Source organism: Nocardia kruczakiae NBRC 101016 (assembly GCF_001612965.1).
Classification (GTDB): Bacteria; Actinomycetota; Actinomycetes; order Mycobacteriales; family Mycobacteriaceae; genus Nocardia; species Nocardia kruczakiae.
Genome location: NZ_BDBL01000053.1, coordinates 11898 through 30206, shown reverse-complemented (window position 1 = coordinate 30206; position 18309 = coordinate 11898). Strand labels below are relative to the sequence as shown.

Here is an 18309-nt window from a genome sequence, read left to right as displayed (position 1 = left end):
TCGGGTCGTCCGGGTGATGGCTCTGCGACACGGGACTTCCAGGCGCGCAATCGAATTCGCGCACTGCAGACAGAGGTCGACGCGCTGCAGCGGGGGCGGGGCGAGCGTGCCGACGGGGATCGTCGGCCCGGCCGTGCCCATCGGGCGGAGGGACAGCCGAAGGGCGGCGACAGCGGCTCGTTCGTTCCGGACGACAGCGCCGTGTCGCATCCGCGATCGGATGCCGGGGTGGACGACCGCGGCTCGAGAAGACGGTCACGCGGAGCCGGCGGCGACGGGGGAGGGCGCCGGGGTTCGCGGCGTCGATCCGATACCGACGGCGGGAAGCGTTCCGGCGCCGCGCAGTCCGCTGCGCCGAAGGCGGGGACCGAGGCGCAGGCCAAGGACCTCTGCCTGCGCCTGCTCACCGATCGCGCGCGCAGCCGCGCCGAACTGGCGGACAAACTGGCAGCCAAAGGGTTCGCGCCCGAGGTCGCCGAACGGGCACTGAACCGCCTCGCCGAGGTCGGGCTGATCGACGATGCCGCCTTCGCCGAACAGTGGGTGCACTCCCGCCACACCTTCTCCGGCAAGGGGAAAAAGGTTCTCGCGCAAGAACTTCGACGCAAAGGCGTGTCCGACGCCGATGCCGGGCCCGCGCTGGCCGCCATTACTCCCGCCGACGAAAGCGCTCGCGCCGCCGAACTGGTCCGCCGCAAACTCACCACCCTGCCGGCGGACCTCCCCACCGACAAAACGACCAACCGGCTGGTCGGCATGCTCGCCCGCCGTGGCTACAACCAGTCCATGGCCTACGCCGTGGTCAAAGACGAGCTCGCCGCAGCCGCCACCTCGAGCTGCGAGCTCGACCGTTCCGACCACACAGATCACGTCGCGGGCGACGAACCGGCCGACGGTTCCGTTCCCCTTGTAGCGGAACAACATTCGCCGAAGGAGCGAGTCTGGAAAGGTGCCGGCCTCGCCACGACCGGCTCGGCATCGCGGAAGTTCGAGCCCGACGACGCCGAGCAGGCCGCCCAGCTGGTACGGAAAAAGCTCGCATCGCTGTCCCGTGCCATCCCGCAGGACAAGGTCATGGCGCGCCTGGTCGGCATGCTCGCCCGCCGCGGTTTCCCGCAGTCCATGGCCTATGCCGTGGTGAAGGACGAAATTGCCGCGACCGCGAAGCCTTGTGCGGCACATCCGAACCGGACCGAGAAAGCAGTCCTCGCCGAGGACGGTGCCGACGCGGAGACGGTAGCGGCGGATTCCGACGACAATGAGGCGGAGCGAGCCGCGGAACTGGTCCGCCGCAAACTGCGCACGATGCCGCGAAGTCTGTCCGAGGACAAGGTGGTCAACCGGCTCGTCGGCATGCTCGCCCGCCAGGGATTTCGCCAGTCGACCGCCTACGCCGCGGTCCGCGCCGAGCTCGCACACGGCTACCCGCCCGACTGAATCTCGCAGCCCGCCCCTCGCTCGCAGTGAACGGTGCGAAGTCGCCCCCCCGCGCGCCCGAGCAGGGTGATCCTGCCGCTGCCGCCCGCCCATCGACTTGTTGGCGAGCCGATGGCACAGCACGACAGGTCGGACGTGCCGGAACGAGCTTCAACACGACGGTGCGCGGCGACGTCTCCTGCGCGCCCAATTTCCGTCGATCCGAAAGACGACGGCGAGGGTCGCGTGCTCCCTCACTGCGCCGGCCTCGAAGCCGCGGCGCGCCGACGATGCCAAGATTCCGCCCGCACCCCGCGCTCATGCCGAAGACGCCGACGGCACTCGGCCAGGGATCGAGGTCGTTCCGGCGGCCGGGCCGGGCCGGATCCGAGATCCATGCACGCGCCAGCGGCGACTGCTGCGGCGAGGTCGGCATCGTGCACGGCGCGTCGGTGATTCGGCCCGCGTTACTCGACCGGTCTCCGGCTCAGGTCCTATGCTGCGCTGATGACCACCGACGTGCGTGGCAATGGATGGCGATGCGTCGGTCCGGCGGCCGTCTGGGTGGGGGTGGCGGTGGCGGGGTCGTTCACCCGTCCGTTCAGCGTTGCCGCGACGGTGTTGGTCGCCGCTGTCGCCGTCGTCGTCGCCGTCCGCGCTGTTCATCGTGGGAGACGGCATATTTCGTTCACGCCGCCGATCCGGCGCGCAGTCGTGGTGTGGTCGATCCTGCTGGCGGCCGTCCTGGCGTGGGAGCTGTACGCCTGGCTGTCCCAGCCCGCACTGCTTGTGCCGGACGCTTCCCATCCGAGCCTGTCGACACTGCTCAGCCCTGCGCTGGAGGGTGGGCCGGGACGCTTCATCGGTTGGCTGATCTGGTTGGGCGCGGGATGGTGGCTGGTGCGGAAATGACTGATCGTGCAGTGGTGATCACGGGGTTTGCGGTCCTGGCCGTCATCGTGACCGGTACGGCGATAACGGCCCGTGTGCGCCGCGTGTCGTTCGCCGGCCTCGGCGACACCGTGCGCTATCTGACCCGGACCCGAACCGCCCGCATCGTCGCGGTGATCCTGTGGGCATGGCTCGGCTGGCATTTCTTGGCCCGATAGTCCGCGGGAAGACCGCCGCGGCCGATTGGACACCCATCCCCGGTCGCCGCGAGTGGCGTGGCTTGGCGACCGGGGTGGTGCGTGACCAGGATCAGCCATCGAGCCGGCGGGTGCGAGGGTTGCGCTCGGTGCGAGCGCAATCGCCGAACTGTCCGGTTACGGCGAGGTGGTCCGCCTCAGCGACAGATCCACGCCCGGCGCGGCGTCGGTGAGCACCGAATCCACACCCAGCACTGTCCGACCCCGGCGGCGCGACCGCAGCCGCTGCTCCACCCTGGTGGCGAGGAAGGTCAGCGCCCAGTTCAGGGCGATCATGATGACGGCCACCACGATCAGCGCCGGCACGGTGTTCTGTTCGGCAGCACCCAGCTGCTGCCCCTGGCGCACGATCTCCTGATAGGTGATCTGGTAGCCGAGCGCGGTGTCCTTGAGCGCCACGACCATCTGCGAGATCAGCGCCGGCAGCATCGCCGTCACCGCCTGCGGCAGCAGGATCACCCGCACCATCTGACCCTTGCGCAATCCCAGGGCCTGCGCCGCCTCGGTCTGCCCGCGCGGCAGCGACCGAATGCCCGAGCGCACGATCTCGGCGATCACCGACCCGTTGTACACGGTCAGCGCGATCACCACGGCCGCCAGCGCCAGCTGGTCGGAGGCGAACAGATTGTCCTTGGCGAACCAGTTGTAGAGGAAGATCATCAGAATCAGCACCGGGACGGCCCGGGCCACCTCGACGATCGCCCCCGCCACCCACCGCACGACGCGATGGTCGGACAGGCGCAGCAAGCCGAAGATCACGCCGATCGCCATCGCGAACACGATCGCCAGCGCGGCCGCGACCACGGTGCCGCGCAGGCCGGGCAGGATATAGGTCTGCCAGACTTCCGGCTGCACGAAAGGCTTCCACTTTTCGGCGGTGAGCTGGCCCTTCTCGTCGAACGCCCGCCACACCAGCCAGCCGAGCACCACCAGGGCCGCCAGCACCAGCACCGAATACATCCCATGCCGCCGGCGTGCCTTCGGGCCGGGGACGTCGTAGAGGACCGAGGCGTTCGCGCTCATCGCTTCACCTCGAATCGCTTGGCCAGCCAGCCGAACAGCAATCCGGTGGGCAGGGTGAGAATGACGAAACCGAGGGCGAAGATCGCGCCGATGGCGAGAATGTCGGCCTCTGTCTCGTTCATGGATGCCATCAGCGCCGCCGCCTCGGCCACGCCGATCGCCGAGGCGATGGTGGAATTCTTCGTCAAGGCGATCAGTACGCTGCCCAGCGGCGCGATCACCGACCGAAAAGCCTGCGGCAACACCACATGTCGCAGATTCTGGCCGAAGGTCAGGCCCAGCGACCGTCCCGCCTCGGACTGCCCCAGCGGCACGGTGTTGATTCCCGCGCGCAGCGATTCACAGACGAACGACGCCGTGTACACACTCAAACCGAGGACGGCGAAGCGAAAGTTGTTGGTGGGCAGGAAATCCAGTCCCGAACTCTCACTGGCGAGTTTGATGCCGAGGGTGGTGTAGAGGCCGAGTGAACAGAACACCAGGATGAGGGTGAGCGGGGTATTGCGGAAAATGGTCACATACGCCGTCCCGATCCACCGCGCCACCGGAATCGGCGACACCCGCATCGCCGCCACCAGGGTGCCGAGGATCAGCGCCCCGATCGCGGAGAACGCGGTCAGTTCGATGGTCACCCAGAAGGCGTCCCACAGCTGATTGTCGTATCGGGAGATCAAGTCGAACACGGTGGACGCGCCCTCCTACTTCGCTGTGCCGGACAGGGTTGCGGCGCGGCCGGAACCCGGGCCGATTCAGTACCGGTCGACCTGCGGCGGCGACGGGATCGGGAAGGTGTTGCCGAAGTTCTTCTCCAGCGACGCTTTCCAGGAGCCGTCGTTGATCATCGATTCGATCGCATCGTTGATCTTGTCGCGAGAGTCCTTGTCGCCCTTCTTCAGGCCGATGCCGTAGTTCTCGGTCGTGAACGGCTGCCCGACCACCTTCACCTGGCCCGGCGACTGCGCGGCGTAACCGGCCAGAATGATGTTGTCGGTGGTCACCGCGTCGACCGCCCCGGATTTCAACGCCTCCACACACAGCGAATAGGTGTCGTATTCCTGCAGCTGCACATCGTTGGCGAAATTCTTCTGAATGTTCTGCGCCGGCGTCGATCCCTTCACCGAGCAGAGTTTCTTGCCGCCCTTCAGCGATTCCGGACCCGTGATAGCGGTGTTGTCGGCGCGCACCAGCAAGGATTGGCCCGCAACGTAATACGGCCCGGCGAAGTCGACCTTCTGCTTGCGCTGATCGGTGATCGAATAGGTGGCGACCACATAATCCACCTGCCCGTTCTGGATCAGCGTCTCACGTTGCGCGGACGGCGCCTCCTTGAAGGTGATCTTGTCCGGGCTCACGCCGAGTTTTCCGGCGACGTAGGTCGCCACGTCCACGTCGAATCCGGAGAACGACCCGTCCCGATTGCGCAGGCCCAGACCCGGCTGATCGAATTTGATGCCGATGGTGAGTTTGCCTTCCGACGCGTGTTCGGTGGCGGTTTTGTTGCTGCCGCCGCCGCATCCGGTCGCGACGACCGCGATGGCCAGCGCGCCGATGCCGAACCGCAGCGCTCGGGTGATCCTCATCGAATGCCTTCTCTCTCGTGAAGTGTGAAGGGTCCTCCGCGGTGCCGGGAGCGGTCATCGCTCCCGCCGCGGTCGTGAACAGCGATCAATGGCTCAAAATTTTGCCCAAGAAATCCTTGGCCCGCTCGGAAGCGGGTGCGGTGAAGAAGGTTTCGGGCGCCGCGTCCTCGACGATACGGCCGTCGGCCATGAACAGCACCCGATCTCCGGCGCGGCGGGCGAATCCCATCTCGTGCGTGACCACCAGCATCGTCATGCCCTCCTTGGCCAAGGCGACCATCACCTCCAGCACCTCGTTGACCATTTCCGGATCCAGGGCGGAGGTGGGTTCGTCGAACAGCATCACCTTCGGATTCATCGCCAATGCCCGGGCGATGGCCACGCGCTGCTGCTGACCACCCGACAGCTGCGCCGGATACTTGTCGGCCTGATCGGCGATGCCGACCCGATCGAGCAGTTCCAGCGCCCGCGCGCGGGCCTGCTTCTTGTCGATGCGGCGCACCTTGACCGGGCCGAGCATCACGTTGTCCAGAATCGTCTTGTGCGCGAACAGATTGAACGACTGGAACACCATCCCCACGTCGGCGCGCAACTTCGCCAATGCGCGACCCTCGGCGGGTAACTCGACGCCGTCGACGGCGATGGTGCCGGAATCGATCGGCTCGAGCCGATTGACGGTGCGGCACAACGTGGATTTGCCGGACCCGGACGGGCCGAGCACGATCACCACCTGTCCGCGCGGCACTTCCAGATTCACATCACGCAGCACATGCAGATCACCGAAGTGCTTGTCCACGTTGCACATCGAGATCATCGGCGGAACGGTTGCGGTGCCCGCGGACGCCTCGGCAGCGCCCTGGTCGGAGGTGTTCCCAGCGCTGGCGGTGCCGGGTGTTGCGTCGGCAGCATCGGTCATGACAGTCGACCCTAGAGCGGTCCTGCGCGAAATGCGCACTTTTGGCGCGTGCGTCGCGCCGTCGCCGCCTGCGCTTAACCCGGTGGTGACCTGGGCGCCCGGCCACGTGACCGGCGTCACCAGCTCCCCGATCGTGGCGACCGGGGTGGGCGTGTGATTTCGCACAGCGTCTACCCTGGACCCGTGAATTCGTCCATGCAGGTTGCAGCGCATTCGGCTGCGGGACGCGCCCCCGGTTCGGCCACCGATCCGCAGTCGCCGCGGACCTACGAGGTGCGCACCTACGGCTGCCAGATGAACGTGCACGACTCCGAACGGCTGTCGGGCCTGCTCGAGGACGCCGGATACACCAAGGCCACGAGCGGGCAGACCGCCGATCTGGTGGTGTTCAACACCTGCGCGGTGCGGGAGAACGCCGACAACAAACTGTACGGAACGCTCGGACATCTGGCGCCGATCAAGGCCGAGCGGCCCGGTATGCAGATCGCGGTCGGCGGCTGCCTCGCGCAGAAGGATCGCGACACCGTCGTGCGCAAGGCGCCCTGGGTCGACGTCGTCTTCGGCACCCACAACATCGGATCGCTGCCGGTGCTGCTCGAACGCGCCCGGCACAACGAGCAGGCGCAGGTCGAAATCCTGGAATCGCTGGAGGCGTTCCCGTCCACGCTGCCCGCTCGCCGTGAATCCGCCTACGCCGGCTGGGTGTCGATCTCGGTGGGCTGCAACAACACCTGCACGTTCTGCATCGTGCCCTCGCTGCGCGGCAAGGAGGTCGACCGGCGGCCCGGCGATGTGCTGGCCGAGGTGCAGGCGCTGGTGGATCAGGGAGTGCTCGAGGTGACGCTGCTCGGGCAGAACGTCAACTCCTACGGTGTGAACTTCGCCGAACCCGCACTGCCGCACGGACATCCGGCCGATTTCGCGCCCGAGCACCGGGACCGCGGCGCCTTCGCGAAACTGCTGCGCGCCTGCGGCAGCATCGACGGGCTCGAGCGGGTGCGCTTCACCTCGCCGCATCCGGCGGAATTCACCGACGACGTCATCGAGGCGATGGCACAGACCCCGAACGTGTGCCCGCAGCTGCACATGCCGCTGCAATCGGGTTCGGACCGGGTGCTCAAGGCGATGCGCCGGTCCTACCGCAAGGACCGCTACCTCGGCATCATCGAGAAGGTACGCGCCGCGATGCCGCATGCCGCGATCACCACCGACATCATCGTCGGCTTCCCCGGGGAAACCGAGGAGGATTTCCAGGAGACCCTGGATGTGGTCCGGCAGGCCCGCTTCACCAGCGCCTTCACCTTCCAGTATTCGATCCGTCCCGGCACGCCCGCGGCCACGATGGCCGATCAGGTGCCCAAGGCGGTGGTCCAGGAGCGCTACGACCGGTTGATCGAACTGCAGGAACAGATTTCCCTGGAAGCCAATCGCGCGCTGATCGGCACCGAGGTCGAACTGCTCGTTGCCGAGGGCGCCGGCAAGAAGAACGCGGCCACCGCGCGGATGAGCGGCCGAGCTCGCGACGGCCGCCTGGTGCACTTCCGGCCCGGCGAGGAGGCGATCCGGCCCGGCGATATCGTCACCGTCGACATCACCGCGGCGGCGCCGCACCACCTCATCGCCGACGGCCCGATCCACAGCCACCGCCGCACCCGCGCCGGCGACGCGCACGAACGCGGTGTGCTGCCCAAGACCGCACCGATCGGAGTGGGGCTCGGACTGCCGCGGATCGGCGCGCCGGAACCGCTGCCGGCGGCCGCCGGTTGTGACACCGGGTGTGGGGTCTGACATGGCCGAACGCGGGGACGAGGATGCCGATCGCGATGGCACGCCGGAGCGCTCCGGCGATGCCTCGCCCGCGCCGCGGCACCCGCACCGGCCGCCGGAGCCGAACGATGCGACCGAGCCGAATCCTGCGACCGAGCCGAATGAGGAGAGCATGAACCCCGCAGAGTCGAAGGTCTTCGAGCAGTTCCGCGGCGATCTCGAGGCCGTCGAACGCAAGATCGCCGGCGAGATCGACCCCGGGACGCGCGCCATGGTGGTCGCGATCGCGGTCTTCGTGCTGCTGTTGTCGCTGATCCTGCCGCACGCCGGCGCCGCCCGCGGCCTCGACGTGCTGGCCTTCGACGCCCACGCGCAGGACGAGCACATCGGGCTGCCGTCGCGGGTCTTCGAATGGTTCGTGGTGATCTTCGGGATCGGGTTCTCGTCGCTCGCGCTGGTCACCCGCCGCTGGGCACTGGCGTGGGTGGCGGTCGCCGGATCCGCGGTGGGCAGTGTGTTCGGAGTGCTCTCGATCTGGCACCGCCAGACCCCCGGCCTCGGCAACTACCACGGTGCCGGACCCGGCATCGGACTGATCCTGGCCACGATCGCGATCGTCGTGCTGACCTTCCACTGGATCCGCGTGGTGTGGAGCCGGACCGCGCTCCAGCTCGAGGCCGAGGAGCGCCGGCGCATCGCGGCCGCCGAAAAGGAAGAGCAGGACCGGCGCCGGCTGTTCGGCGACGACAAGTAGCCGGACCGGCGGGCGGGAGCGTCGTTTTCAGCGGCGCAGCGCCACCACGGGGATGGTGCGCGCGGTCTTCTTCGCGTGTTCGGCGAAGAACGGATACAACGTGGTGAGCTCGGTCCACGCCCGGTCGTAGTCGGCGCCCTGCAACGGTACGGCGGTGGCCGGATAGGTCTCCCGGTCGACCTCGACCGTCACGGCCGGATCGGCGACGAGATTCAGATACCAGTCCGGATGCTGCGGGGCGCCCACATTCGAGGCGACGACGAGCAGCCGGTCGCCGTCGGGATGGAACATCATCGGCGTGGTGTGCGGCGTCCCGGACCGGCGGCCGGTGGTGGTGAGCAGCACCAGACGCTCCCGGTGCATCCCCTCGATCGGGCCCCCGGCCCGGAACTGCTCGATGACGCCTCGATTGATCTCGCGGACATCCATGGTCGGCTCCTCGTCCGGATCGCTGCGGGCAGGGGCGGCTCACACCGGCCGGCGGCGAACTCGGCACCGCCGGCCGTCGACGAACGTCTCAGCGCCGGCTGACCGCGCCCTCGGCGGCATCGGCCCATTCCCGCCACTGCTTGGCCTGTTCGAGCGCCTTCTCGGCATCGCGCGGGCGGCCCGCGGCCTCGGCCTTGGCTGCCTGTTCCTCGAATTGGGCGACCCGCTCGCGGAACTGTGCCGCGCGCGCCATCGCCTCCGGATCGGTGCGCCGCCACTGGGCGTCCACCGCCTCGCGCACCCGCTTCTCCAGCGCCCGCAGTTTGCCCTCGAGTTCGTGCATGCGCTCGCGCGGCACCTTGCCGATCGCATCCCACCGCTCCTGCAGTTCGCGCAGGGCCACACGGGCGGAATCCAGTGTGGCGGAATCGGGTTCGATGTGCTCGGGGATGCGGTCCTCGTAGTGGCGCAGCAGTTCTTCCTTGGCCTCCGCGTTCTGCCCGAATTCGGCATCGCGTTCGGACGCGGCGGCATTGCGCGCGGCGAAGAACACGTCCTGGGCGCTCTTGAACCGCCGCCACAACTGCTCGTCGGCCTCGCGGGGCGCGCGCCCGGCCGCCTTCCATTCGGTCAGCAGATCGCGGAAGACCGCGGCGGTGCCCACCCAATCGGTGGAATCGGACAGCTCCTCGGCGCGCGCGCACAGCTCCTCTTTGCGAGCCTTCGCGGCGGCGCGTTCGCGATCGAGTTCGGCGAAGTGCGCGCCCCGGCGGCGGTTGAACGCCTCGCGCGCCTTGGAGAAGCGCCGCCACAGCGCATCGTCGACCTTGCGGTCCACCCCGCGGATGGACTTCCACTCCTCGAGGATTTCCCGCAGCCGGTCACCGGCCGCCTTCCACTGGGTGGATTCGGCGGCGATCTGCTCGGCCTCCGCACACAGCGCCTCCTTGCGCTCGGTGTGCTCGTGCCGGGTGCGTTCCTTCTCCTCCTTGGCGTGGGCGGCCGCCTCGTCGGAATGTTCGATGATCGCCTGCAGGCGCTGGGCCAGACCGTCCACGTCACCGATCACCGCCGCGGTGGGCAGGGAGTCGGCGAGCGCGACGGCCGCGGCCTTGGTCTTGCGGGCGTCCGTGCCGGCCGCGAGGCGAGCCTCGAGCAGTGCGACCTCGGTGGCCAGATCGTCGAAGCGACGACCGAAATGCGCCAGCCCCTCGGCGGCGTCACCGGCCTGCCACGAACCGACGACGCGTTCGCCGCCGGCGGTCTTGACCCAGGCGGTGCCGTCGTCGTCGACCCGGCCCCACTCACTGGGATCGCTGACGGTCGGCACGACCACCGGATGCGGATGCTCGTGGGCGGGCCCCGGGACGGGAGCCGGTTTGACGTGGTGCGTCGCCGCGGGTTTGGCTCCCGGTTCGGTCCGCTGCGCCGAGGGGGGTTTGGGCGCCCCCGGCTTGGGTACTCCGGGGCGTGGTGCCGCACCGGGTTTCGGGGCGGCATCGGCCGGAGTCGGACGCTTCGCGGCGGGATTGCTGGACTGCTGCGCCGCGCCGGTTTCCGGATGCACTGCCTTCTCGGTTCCGCTGTTGTCGGTCATCGCTCCTCATCCCTGCCGCGCGTCACGGCTGCCTGGTTACGCCCTAGCAGATCCCATTCAACCAGCCAATAGACAGAATTGCCCTCTCTTGCGAACGGTGGCGTGCAGCGAGTGACGGTTGAGAGTGGTGGGAACACGCTCACCCGTGGTGAGCGACGGCCTCGGCCGCCGTTTTCCCGGCGGCCGCTACCGTTGACGAGTGTTTCGTGTCGCCGCGTTGATTCCCTCGCCGCTCGTGCTGATTCCCGAACTGGGCGGTGCGACGCCGCTGACCGACTCCACCCATCCGGCCGCGCAGGTGCCGCCGCTGCGCGAGGCCGTGCTGACGGCCGGGCGGATGCTGGCCCGGCAGGCCCGGCACTGGACCATCGTGGGCGCGGGGACCGAGCCGCCGGTCGGTGTGGGTAGTTTGCGCGGCTTCGGCGCCGACGTCCGGGTCACCTTGTCGGCGACCGAACCCGGCGGTGAGCCGCGACTCGACTGGCCGACCGCACTGCTGGTGGGCGCCTGGCTGCGTGGCCGGATCGCGGCCGAGGACGGCGACGACATCGAGGCGCGGGCCCAGCCGGTCGACCCCGGCGCCGACCCGTCGCACTGTGTGGACCTGGGATCCCGGCTGCGCGGCGAGCTGGACGCCGACCCTCGTCCACACGGCGTGCTGGTCGTGGCCGACGGCGCCGCGACTTTGTCGACCATCTCACCCGGATATCTCGATCCCCGGGCCGAGGGCGAACAACGGCGGATCGACGACGCTCTCGACGCCGGTGACCGCGCGGCACTCGGCGCGCTGGACCCGCGGCTGTGCGCCGACCTCGAGGTGGCCGGCCGTCCCGGCTTTCAGGTGCTGGCCGGTCTGTTCGGCATCGACACCGCCGACCCGAAGGTCGAAACCCTGTATCGCGCAGCGCCTTTCGGTGTCGGATATCACGCGTCGGTCTGGTATCCGGCGGGTGCGCGATGAGGGCGCCCATCGCCGTCATCGGCCCGACCGCGACCGGAAAGTCCGATCTGGCGCTGGAATTGGCGACTCGCCTGGACGGTGAGATCGTCAACATCGACGCGATGCAGCTGTATCGCGGCATGGATATCGGCACCGCCAAACTGCCGCCGCAGCAGCGCCGCGGCATCCCGCACCACCAGCTCGACGTGCTGGAGGTGACCGAAACGGCCACCGTCGCCGCTTATCAGGCCGCGGCCTCCGCCGATGTCGAGGACATCCTCGCGCGCGGCCGCGTGCCGGTCATCGTGGGCGGTTCGATGATGTACGTGCAGGCGCTGCTCGACGAGTGGGAGTTCCCGGCCACCGACATCCGCGTCCGCGAGAAGTGGGAGGGGGTTCTCGAACGCGAGGGGGTCGCGGCCGTCCACGCCGCCTTGCGGGCCGCCGATCCCGTTGCGGCGCAGACCATTCTGCCCACCGACGGGCGGCGGATCGTGCGCGCGCTCGAGGTGGTCGAACTCACCGGCCGCCCCTTCGCGGCCTCGCAGCCGCAACGCGGCACGCCGCGCTGGAACACGACGATCATCGGCGTCGACCGCGAGACCGCCGAACTCGACGCGCGCATCGAGACGCGCACCGAGACCATGTTCGCGCAGGGTCTCGTCGACGAGGTGCGAGCACTGATCGGCCGCGGCCTGCGCTCGGGCCTGACCGCACGCCGGGCGATCGGATACGCACAAGTCCTGGCCCATCTCGACAACGAATACGACCTGAGTCATGCGCGTGAGCGCACGCTGATCGGCACCCGCCGTTACGTGCGCCGGCAACGCTCGTGGTTCCGCCGCGACCCGCGCGTGCACTGGGTCGACGGCGCCGATCCGCGGCTGGCGGATTCGGTACTGGCCCATGTGCTCGACGAACAGGAATCGATTCGGCAGTGACCCGCCCATCGACCACCCGCAACGCCTCCGTGGGGGAGTGGCGCGCCTATCTCGGCAACCGTGCCCGGCGCCGTAGCGACGGCCGCTTTCTCGTGCACGGCCGGGAACCGATTACCGCGGCAGTCGCGAACAACTGGCCCCTGGAAGCGGTGCTGTACCGCCTCGGGGCTCCGCTGCCGCCGTGGGCGCGCGAGATACTCGACAACGACGCGGTGCCGGCGATCGGACTGGTGGGCGACGCCCTCGACGAACTCGCCGAACCCGATACCGGCACACCGGAACTGGTGGCCCTGGCGCACACCCGCGGGCGGGACCCGTCGCAGATCCGCCTCGATCCGGCACATCCGGTGGTCGTGATCGATCGTCCGTCCTCCGCGCTGCGGCTGGGCAGCGTGCTCCGCACCGCGCACGCCTTCGGTGCCGCCGCGGTCGTGATCAGCGGATCGGGCGCGGACGAATACGACCCGCGGTGTGTCCGCGCCTCGGCCGGTGCGCTGTTCGCGGTGCCGGTGGTGCGCGTGTCCGGGCCGGCGGCCGTCGCCGAATTGCGGGCGGGCGCGAAAGCCCCGGCCCGGCTGGTCGGTGTCGGGACCGGACCCGGCGAGCGGCCGGTCGATGCGCACACCTTCGCGGATGCGACGATCATGGTGTTCGCCGACGATGGCGAGCTCGACGCGCGGTGGCGCGACGCATGCGACGAGATGGTGCGGATTCCGGCGGGTGCAATGCCGGTCACCCCCTGCGCCGTATCGGTCGTGCTGTACGAAATATCCCGGCAGCGCCGGGTGTCGGTATCGAAGGTGAACGCCGGCGCGGCCGGCGAATAGTGCGGGACAGGTGGAGGATCGACGTCGATGAGCGAGCAGCAGCGGGTGTCCGGCGCGGCCGATATCGAGTTCAGCAAGGGCCACGGGACCCAGAACGATTTCGTGGTGCTGCCGGACTCCGACGCGCGCCTGCGCCTGGCGCCCGAGACCGTCGCCGTGCTGTGTGACCGGCGCCAGGGTATCGGCGCCGACGGTGTGCTGCGCGTCGCCCGCGCGGGGGCGCTGGTGGAGCGGGGCGAGCTGGCCGGACTGCCCGACGGTGTGGCCGCGGCGGACTGGTTCATGGACTACCGCAACGCCGACGGATCGATCGCGGAGATGTGCGGCAACGGCGTCCGCGTCTTCGCCCACTATCTGCTCGCCACCGGCTTGCAGCAGGAGACCGAATTCGTGGTCGGAACCCGTGCGGGTGCGCGGTCGGTGGTCGTGCACTCCTTCGACGAGGTACTCGGCGAGGTGACCGTCGGGATGGGCCGGGTGCGGATGCTCGGCGATTCCACTGCCACCGTCGCCGGCAGCGCGCTGCCCGGGGTCGGGGTCGACGTCGGCAATCCGCATCTGGCCTGTGTCGATCCCGGGCTCACCGCCGACGGTCTTGCCGCACTCGACCTCACCGTGCCACCCGGATTCGATCCGGAGCTGTTCCCGCAGGGCGTGAACGTGGAGATCCTGACCGCGCTCGGCGAGGACGGCGCGGTGGATATGCGGGTCTACGAACGGGGTGTCGGTGAAACCCGCTCCTGTGGCACCGGCACGGTCGCCGCGGCGGCCGCCGCGCTCACGCGTGCGGGCATCGACCCGGCGACGGAGTCCGCGCAGGTGCGGGTCCGGGTACCCGGCGGCGCGGTCACCGTCGGCATCGATCACGGGCAGGCGTGGTTGCGTGGCCCCTCGGTGCTGGTCGGTTCCGGACATCTCGCCGGCGAATGGTGGGCCGGCGCCTGAATCCGGGTGAACTGCGCCGTACCGGGCCGTTCCCGGCGGGGGCCGGAAATATCCGAGTGCGCCGGGTGGTTGTGGCGTGGGACCATGGAGGTGTATGAGGAAATCACAAACGTACGAGTTCACCCCGCTCGAGCAACTCGACTCGGACACGGACGGCTACGCGGACCAGGACTACAGCATCGGCGATGACGACGCCGATACCGGCGTGACCGATTACGACGCCGACGAAACCGAGGGCGGCGGTTATTCCGGCAACGGCTGGGCGACCGAGCCCACGGTCGGTGAGCTGCAACTCGACGAACGCAGCGCGTTGCGTCGTGTCGCCGGGCTCTCGACCGAGCTCACCGACATCACCGAGGTCGAGTACCGGCAGCTGCGACTCGAGCGGGTCGTGCTGGTCGGCGTCTGGACCGAGGGCAGCGCCGCGCAGGCCGACGCCAGCATGGCCGAACTGGCCGCGCTCGCCGAAACCGCCGGCTCCCAGGTGCTCGACGCGCTGATCCAGCGCCGCGACAAGCCCGATCCGGCCACCTACATCGGCTCGGGTAAGGCCGACGAACTGCGCTCGGTGGTGCTCGAGACCGGCGCGGATACGGTGATCTGCGACGGTGAGCTGACCCCCGCGCAGCTGAACGCGTTGGAGAAGGTCGTCAAGGTGAAGGTCATCGACCGCACCGCGCTGATTCTCGACATCTTCGCCCAGCACGCCACCTCCCGCGAGGGCAAGGCGCAGGTGTCGCTGGCACAGATGGAGTACATGCTGCCGCGACTGCGCGGCTGGGGTGAGTCGATGTCGCGGCAGGCCGGTGGCCGGGCCGGTGGTGCGGGCGGTGGTGTGGGTACCCGTGGCCCCGGTGAGACCAAGATCGAAACCGATCGCCGCCGGATCCGCGAGCGCATGGCCAAACTGCGCCGCGAGATCAAGGAGATGAAGACCGCACGCGACACCAAACGGTCGCGGCGCACCTCCAGCGGCATTCCGGCGGTCGCGATCGTCGGCTACACCAACGCCGGAAAATCCAGCCTGATGAACGCCCTGACCGGTGCGGGCATCCTGGTGCAGGACGCCCTGTTCGCCACCTTGGATCCCACCACCCGGCGGGCGGCGCTCGACGACGGCCGCGAGGTCGTCTTCACCGACACCGTCGGATTCGTCCGGCATCTGCCGACTCAGCTGGTGGAGGCGTTCCGCTCCACACTCGAGGAGGTCACCGGCGCCGATCTGCTGCTGCACGTGGTCGACGGTTCCGACGCGCTGCCCGATCAGCAGATCAAGGCCGTGCGTGAGGTGATCACCGATGTGCTGCGTGAGCAGGGCGAGGGATCCGGGCCGCCGGAGTTGCTGGTGGTGAACAAGATCGACGCGCTGGACGCGACGCAGCTGGCGCATCTGCGGGCCCAGTTGCCCGGGGCGGTGTTCGTCTCGGCCCGCACCGGACGCGGAATCGACCAGTTGCGCGAACGGCTGGGCGAGATCCTCGGCGGGCTCGATGTCGAGGTGAGTGTGCTGCTCCCGTACACTCGTGGTGATCTGCTCGCGCGCATCCACTCCGACGGCCGCATCATCAGCTCCTCGCACGAGGAGGGTGGTACGCGGGTGCGGGCCCGGGTTCCCCGGGCGCTCGCGCCGACCCTGTCGCAGTATGCGCACGCGGGCACCATCGGCAGTGCGGAAGCAGCGGGGCCTCCGCACTGAAGCTTTCGTAGTCTGTGTGCCACAGTCGTTTTCGGTAGAATCGCGTCTTTCACCGAACGGCTGCAGGGAGGGTGCAAATGTCCGGGACCGAGTCCACGCCTGTCGATGTCATGCCCGACGACTCCGTCGCCGAGCGCTCGCCGGCGGAGTCCGTACGGCAGCTCAGTGACGGCGCGCCGTTGCGAATGACGGTGCCCGCCATCGATCTTCGGATTTTCGACGCGTTGTCGACGCCGGTGCGGCTGTGGAACAGTCCGGTCTTTCACGGCTTGGACAACATTCCCGAGACGGGTCCGGTCATGCTCGTCGGCAACCACACGCTGCTCGGCGGTGTGGACGCGCCGCTGCTGGTGCACGAGATCTACCACCGCACCGGCCGGGTGGTGCGCGGCCTGGCGGAGAACGTGCTGATGCGGGTACCGCCGGTGCGCGAACTCGTGCACCGGATCGGCAGCGTGCGCGGCTCGCGCGACAACTGCCGCACCCTGCTCGACAACGGTGAGGCGGTCATCGTCTTTCCGGGCGGTGGCCGCGAGGCGATGCGCCGCAAGGGCGAGAAGTACCACCTGAAGTGGGAGGGGCGCACCGGCTTCGCGCGGATGGCGATCGAGGCCGGCGCGCCGATCCTGCCGACCGCGATGATCGGCGCCGACGATGTGTTCGACGTGGTCTTCGACGGCGACCATCCGGTGATGAGCCCGCTGCGCTGGACCGTCGAGGCGCTCGGCATCCGCGCCAACCTCACCCCGCCGCTCATGCGCGGCATCGGCCCCACCGTCGTGCCGCGGCCCGAACGGTTCTACTACTCGATCGGTACGCCCATCGAGACCACGCCGTGGCAGGACGCCACCGATCTGGACGCCGCCGCCGAGGAATTGCAGCAGGTGGTGCACAAGGCGCTGGAGGAGGAGATCACCGCCCTGCTGGCCGAGCGCGACCGTGACCGCGGCCGCACGCTCTGGGGCCGGGTACGCGGTGCCGTGGGGCTCTAGAGGTTTACCCGCGTTCAGGGTGCGCAGAGACCACCCTCCGAAGCTTTTCGCACAGGTAAGCGACTTTTTTCGGATCTGAAGTGAACCGCGATTCCCCTTCCGGGTACCGTAGGGGGCAGGCGATTGCCGATGTGGTCACTAGGAGGTTGGCGTGGAGCGCACCCTTTTCGAACCCGAACACGATCTGTTCCGGGAGTCCTACCGTAAATTTCTGGATCAGCATGTCGCGCCGCACCATGCCGAGTGGGAGCAGTCCGGGGTCGTGGATCGGCAGCTGTGGCTGGAGGCCGGTAAGCAGGGGTTCCTCGGCATGGCGGTGCCCGAGGAGTTCGGCGGCGGCGGGGTCAAGGATTTCCGCTACAACGCGGTGATCACCGAGGAGACCACCAAGGGCCAGTACTCGGGGCTGGGCTTCTCGCTGCACAACGACGTGATCGCGCCGTATCTGCTGGAGCTGGCCAACGACGAGCAGAAGCAGCGCTGGCTGCCCGGGTTCTGTTCCGGTGAGATCATCACCGCCATCGCCATGACCGAGCCGGGCACCGGTTCGGATCTGCAGGGCATCAAGACCCGCGCGGTCCGCGACGGCGACGACTGGGTCCTCAACGGCGCCAAGACTTTCATCACCAACGGCATCAACTCCGACATCGTGATCGTGGTCGCGCAGACCGATCCCGAGAAGGGGGCGATGGGCTTCTCGCTGCTCGTCGTCGAGCGCGGCATGCCCGGCTTCGAGCGCGGCCGCAACCTGGACAAGATCGGGCTCAAGGCGCAGGACACCGCGGAGCTCAGCTTCACCGACGTGCGGGTTCCCGCCAAGAACCTGCTCGGCACCGAGGGCATGGGCTTCATCCACCTGATGCAGAACCTGCCGCAGGAGCGGATGTCGATCGCCGTGATGGCCGCCGCCGCGATGGAAGGCTGCCTGGAGACCACCATCCAGTACGTGCGCGACCGCAAGGCCTTCGGCAAACCGATCGGCGCCCAGCAGAACACGCGGTTCGTCCTGGCTGAGCTGGCCACCAAGACCACCGCGGTGCGCGTGCTGGTCGACCGCTTCATCGAGGCCCTCAACGCCGGCACCCTCTCGGCCGAGGATGCCGCGATGGCCAAGTGGTGGAGCACCGAGGAACAGCTCGACCTCATCACCAAATGCCTTCAGTTGCACGGTGGTTACGGCTACATGCGCGAATACCCGATCGCCAAGGCGTACATGGACGCACGCGTGCAGACCATCTACGGCGGCACCACGGAGATCATGAAGGAGATCATCGGCCGCTCCTTGAAGCTGAGCTGACGCACTCCGACTGCTCCACTCCAGCAGCAACGGCCGCCGCC

The 18309-nt window shown here is 68.7% G+C and carries 18 protein-coding genes and 1 pseudogene; 13 read left to right on the top strand and 6 right to left on the bottom strand.

From position 1 onward, the window contains the following. Positions 1–228: 228 nt before the first annotated feature. The 4 genes and pseudogenes from recX to NK1_RS29245 form a co-directional block, all read left to right on the top strand. Positions 229–825: pseudogene (gene recX / locus NK1_RS36380) on the top strand (recombination regulator RecX); the annotation flags it as partial. Continuing rightward, positions 799–1437: a regulatory protein RecX gene (locus NK1_RS36375; RefSeq protein ID WP_245660914.1), complete on the top strand. Its 639-nt coding sequence runs from the start codon at positions 799–801 to the stop codon at positions 1435–1437. The pseudogene recX and the gene NK1_RS36375, both read left to right, overlap by 27 nt. Positions 1438–1923: 486 nt before the next feature. Further along, positions 1924–2328: a hypothetical protein gene (locus NK1_RS29250; protein ID WP_063013914.1), complete on the top strand. Its 405-nt coding sequence runs from the start codon at positions 1924–1926 to the stop codon at positions 2326–2328. After that, a complete protein-coding gene (locus tag NK1_RS29245; protein ID WP_157104492.1) occupies positions 2325–2525 on the top strand; it encodes a DUF6186 family protein in 201 nt (66 codons plus the stop codon). The genes NK1_RS29250 and NK1_RS29245 overlap by 4 nt, the downstream gene beginning before the upstream one ends. A gap of 156 nt (positions 2526–2681) precedes the next feature. Here NK1_RS29245 and NK1_RS29240 read toward each other — a convergent pair whose 3' ends face one another. The 4 genes from NK1_RS29240 to NK1_RS29225 all read right to left on the bottom strand — a co-directional run bounded on the left by NK1_RS29240 (position 2682) and on the right by NK1_RS29225 (position 5981). Then, positions 2682–3587 carry an amino acid ABC transporter permease gene (locus NK1_RS29240; protein WP_063013910.1) on the bottom strand — a complete coding sequence of 302 codons (906 nt, stop codon included), beginning with the start codon at positions 3585–3587 and terminating at the stop codon, positions 2682–2684. Further along, complete coding sequence (locus NK1_RS29235; protein WP_063013908.1) at positions 3584–4270, bottom strand: amino acid ABC transporter permease; 687 nt, start codon at positions 4268–4270, stop codon at positions 3584–3586. The genes NK1_RS29240 and NK1_RS29235 overlap by 4 nt, the downstream gene beginning before the upstream one ends. A gap of 66 nt (positions 4271–4336) precedes the next feature. Next, positions 4337–5167 (bottom strand): glutamate ABC transporter substrate-binding protein, encoded by an 831-nt coding sequence (locus NK1_RS29230; protein ID WP_063013906.1) that lies wholly within the window; start codon positions 5165–5167, stop codon positions 4337–4339. An 85-nt stretch (positions 5168–5252) separates the two neighbouring features. Continuing rightward, positions 5253–5981 (bottom strand): amino acid ABC transporter ATP-binding protein, encoded by a 729-nt coding sequence (locus tag NK1_RS29225; protein WP_063013942.1) that lies wholly within the window; start codon positions 5979–5981, stop codon positions 5253–5255. A gap of 297 nt (positions 5982–6278) precedes the next feature. On the opposite strand from NK1_RS29225, the gene miaB reads away from it, so the two are divergent. Together miaB and NK1_RS29215 are read left to right on the top strand one after the other, a co-directional pair. Then, positions 6279–7871 carry a tRNA (N6-isopentenyl adenosine(37)-C2)-methylthiotransferase MiaB gene (miaB, locus tag NK1_RS29220; protein WP_063013904.1) on the top strand — a complete coding sequence of 531 codons (1593 nt, stop codon included), beginning with the start codon at positions 6279–6281 and terminating at the stop codon, positions 7869–7871. A 151-nt stretch (positions 7872–8022) separates the two neighbouring features. Beyond that, positions 8023–8604: an Rv2732c family membrane protein gene (locus NK1_RS29215; RefSeq protein ID WP_063013940.1), complete on the top strand. Its 582-nt coding sequence runs from the start codon at positions 8023–8025 to the stop codon at positions 8602–8604. A gap of 27 nt (positions 8605–8631) precedes the next feature. Here the strand turns inward: NK1_RS29215 and NK1_RS29210 are convergent, their stop codons facing one another. After that, positions 8632–9033, bottom strand: coding sequence for a nitroreductase family deazaflavin-dependent oxidoreductase (locus NK1_RS29210; protein ID WP_063013902.1), 402 nt, complete (start codon positions 9031–9033; stop codon positions 8632–8634). Between the two features lie 88 nt (positions 9034–9121). Further along, positions 9122–10630: a DUF349 domain-containing protein gene (locus NK1_RS29205; RefSeq protein WP_063013899.1), complete on the bottom strand. Its 1509-nt coding sequence runs from the start codon at positions 10628–10630 to the stop codon at positions 9122–9124. Between the two features lie 199 nt (positions 10631–10829). Between NK1_RS29205 and NK1_RS29200 the strand changes: the two genes are divergently transcribed. The 7 genes from NK1_RS29200 to NK1_RS29170 all read left to right on the top strand — a co-directional run bounded on the left by NK1_RS29200 (position 10830) and on the right by NK1_RS29170 (position 18268). Further along, the gene (locus NK1_RS29200; protein ID WP_063013897.1) at positions 10830–11591 is read left to right on the top strand and encodes a class III extradiol ring-cleavage dioxygenase family protein; all 762 of its coding nucleotides are present in this window, start codon (positions 10830–10832) and stop codon (positions 11589–11591) included. Beyond that, positions 11588–12511: a tRNA (adenosine(37)-N6)-dimethylallyltransferase MiaA gene (gene miaA / locus NK1_RS29195; RefSeq protein ID WP_063013895.1), complete on the top strand. Its 924-nt coding sequence runs from the start codon at positions 11588–11590 to the stop codon at positions 12509–12511. Before NK1_RS29200 ends, miaA begins: the two co-directional genes overlap by 4 nt. Then, entirely contained in the window at positions 12508–13338 is an 831-nt protein-coding gene (locus NK1_RS29190; RefSeq protein ID WP_063013893.1) for a TrmH family RNA methyltransferase, read from the top strand. The genes miaA and NK1_RS29190 overlap by 4 nt, the downstream gene beginning before the upstream one ends. Positions 13339–13401: 63 nt before the next feature. Next, complete coding sequence (gene dapF / locus NK1_RS29185) at positions 13402–14283, top strand: diaminopimelate epimerase (RefSeq protein ID WP_063013938.1); 882 nt, start codon at positions 13402–13404, stop codon at positions 14281–14283. 94 nt (positions 14284–14377) lie between these two features. Then, entirely contained in the window at positions 14378–15979 is a 1602-nt protein-coding gene (gene hflX / locus NK1_RS29180) for a GTPase HflX (RefSeq protein ID WP_084461739.1), read from the top strand. Between the two features lie 77 nt (positions 15980–16056). Then, positions 16057–16971, top strand: a complete 915-nt coding sequence (locus NK1_RS29175) for a lysophospholipid acyltransferase family protein (RefSeq protein WP_245660909.1) — start codon at positions 16057–16059, stop codon at positions 16969–16971. 151 nt (positions 16972–17122) lie between these two features. Then, complete coding sequence (locus tag NK1_RS29170) at positions 17123–18268, top strand: acyl-CoA dehydrogenase family protein (protein ID WP_063013891.1); 1146 nt, start codon at positions 17123–17125, stop codon at positions 18266–18268. Positions 18269–18309: the final 41 nt, after the last annotated feature.

What these genes read in the sequence shown, in the direction of transcription:
- NK1_RS29250 (WP_063013914.1), top strand. Translation starts at nt 1,924, where the DNA reads ATGACCACCGACGTGCGTGGCAATGGATGGCGATGCGTCGGTCCGGCG.
- NK1_RS29245 (WP_157104492.1), top strand. Translation starts at nt 2,325, where the DNA reads ATGACTGATCGTGCAGTGGTGATCACGGGGTTTGCGGTCCTGGCCGTC.
- NK1_RS29240 (WP_063013910.1), bottom strand. Translation starts at nt 3,587, where the DNA reads ATGAGCGCGAACGCCTCGGTCCTCTACGACGTCCCCGGCCCGAAGGCA.
- NK1_RS29230 (WP_063013906.1), bottom strand. Translation starts at nt 5,167, where the DNA reads ATGAGGATCACCCGAGCGCTGCGGTTCGGCATCGGCGCGCTGGCCATC.
- NK1_RS29225 (WP_063013942.1), bottom strand. Translation starts at nt 5,981, where the DNA reads ATGATCTCGATGTGCAACGTGGACAAGCACTTCGGTGATCTGCATGTG.
- miaB (WP_063013904.1), top strand. Translation starts at nt 6,279, where the DNA reads ATGCAGGTTGCAGCGCATTCGGCTGCGGGACGCGCCCCCGGTTCGGCC.
- NK1_RS29215 (WP_063013940.1), top strand. Translation starts at nt 8,023, where the DNA reads ATGAACCCCGCAGAGTCGAAGGTCTTCGAGCAGTTCCGCGGCGATCTC.
- NK1_RS29210 (WP_063013902.1), bottom strand. Translation starts at nt 9,033, where the DNA reads ATGGATGTCCGCGAGATCAATCGAGGCGTCATCGAGCAGTTCCGGGCC.
- NK1_RS29205 (WP_063013899.1), bottom strand. Translation starts at nt 10,630, where the DNA reads ATGACCGACAACAGCGGAACCGAGAAGGCAGTGCATCCGGAAACCGGC.
- miaA (WP_063013895.1), top strand. Translation starts at nt 11,588, where the DNA reads ATGAGGGCGCCCATCGCCGTCATCGGCCCGACCGCGACCGGAAAGTCC.
- hflX (WP_084461739.1), top strand. Translation starts at nt 14,378, where the DNA reads ATGAGGAAATCACAAACGTACGAGTTCACCCCGCTCGAGCAACTCGAC.
- NK1_RS29175 (WP_245660909.1), top strand. Translation starts at nt 16,057, where the DNA reads ATGTCCGGGACCGAGTCCACGCCTGTCGATGTCATGCCCGACGACTCC.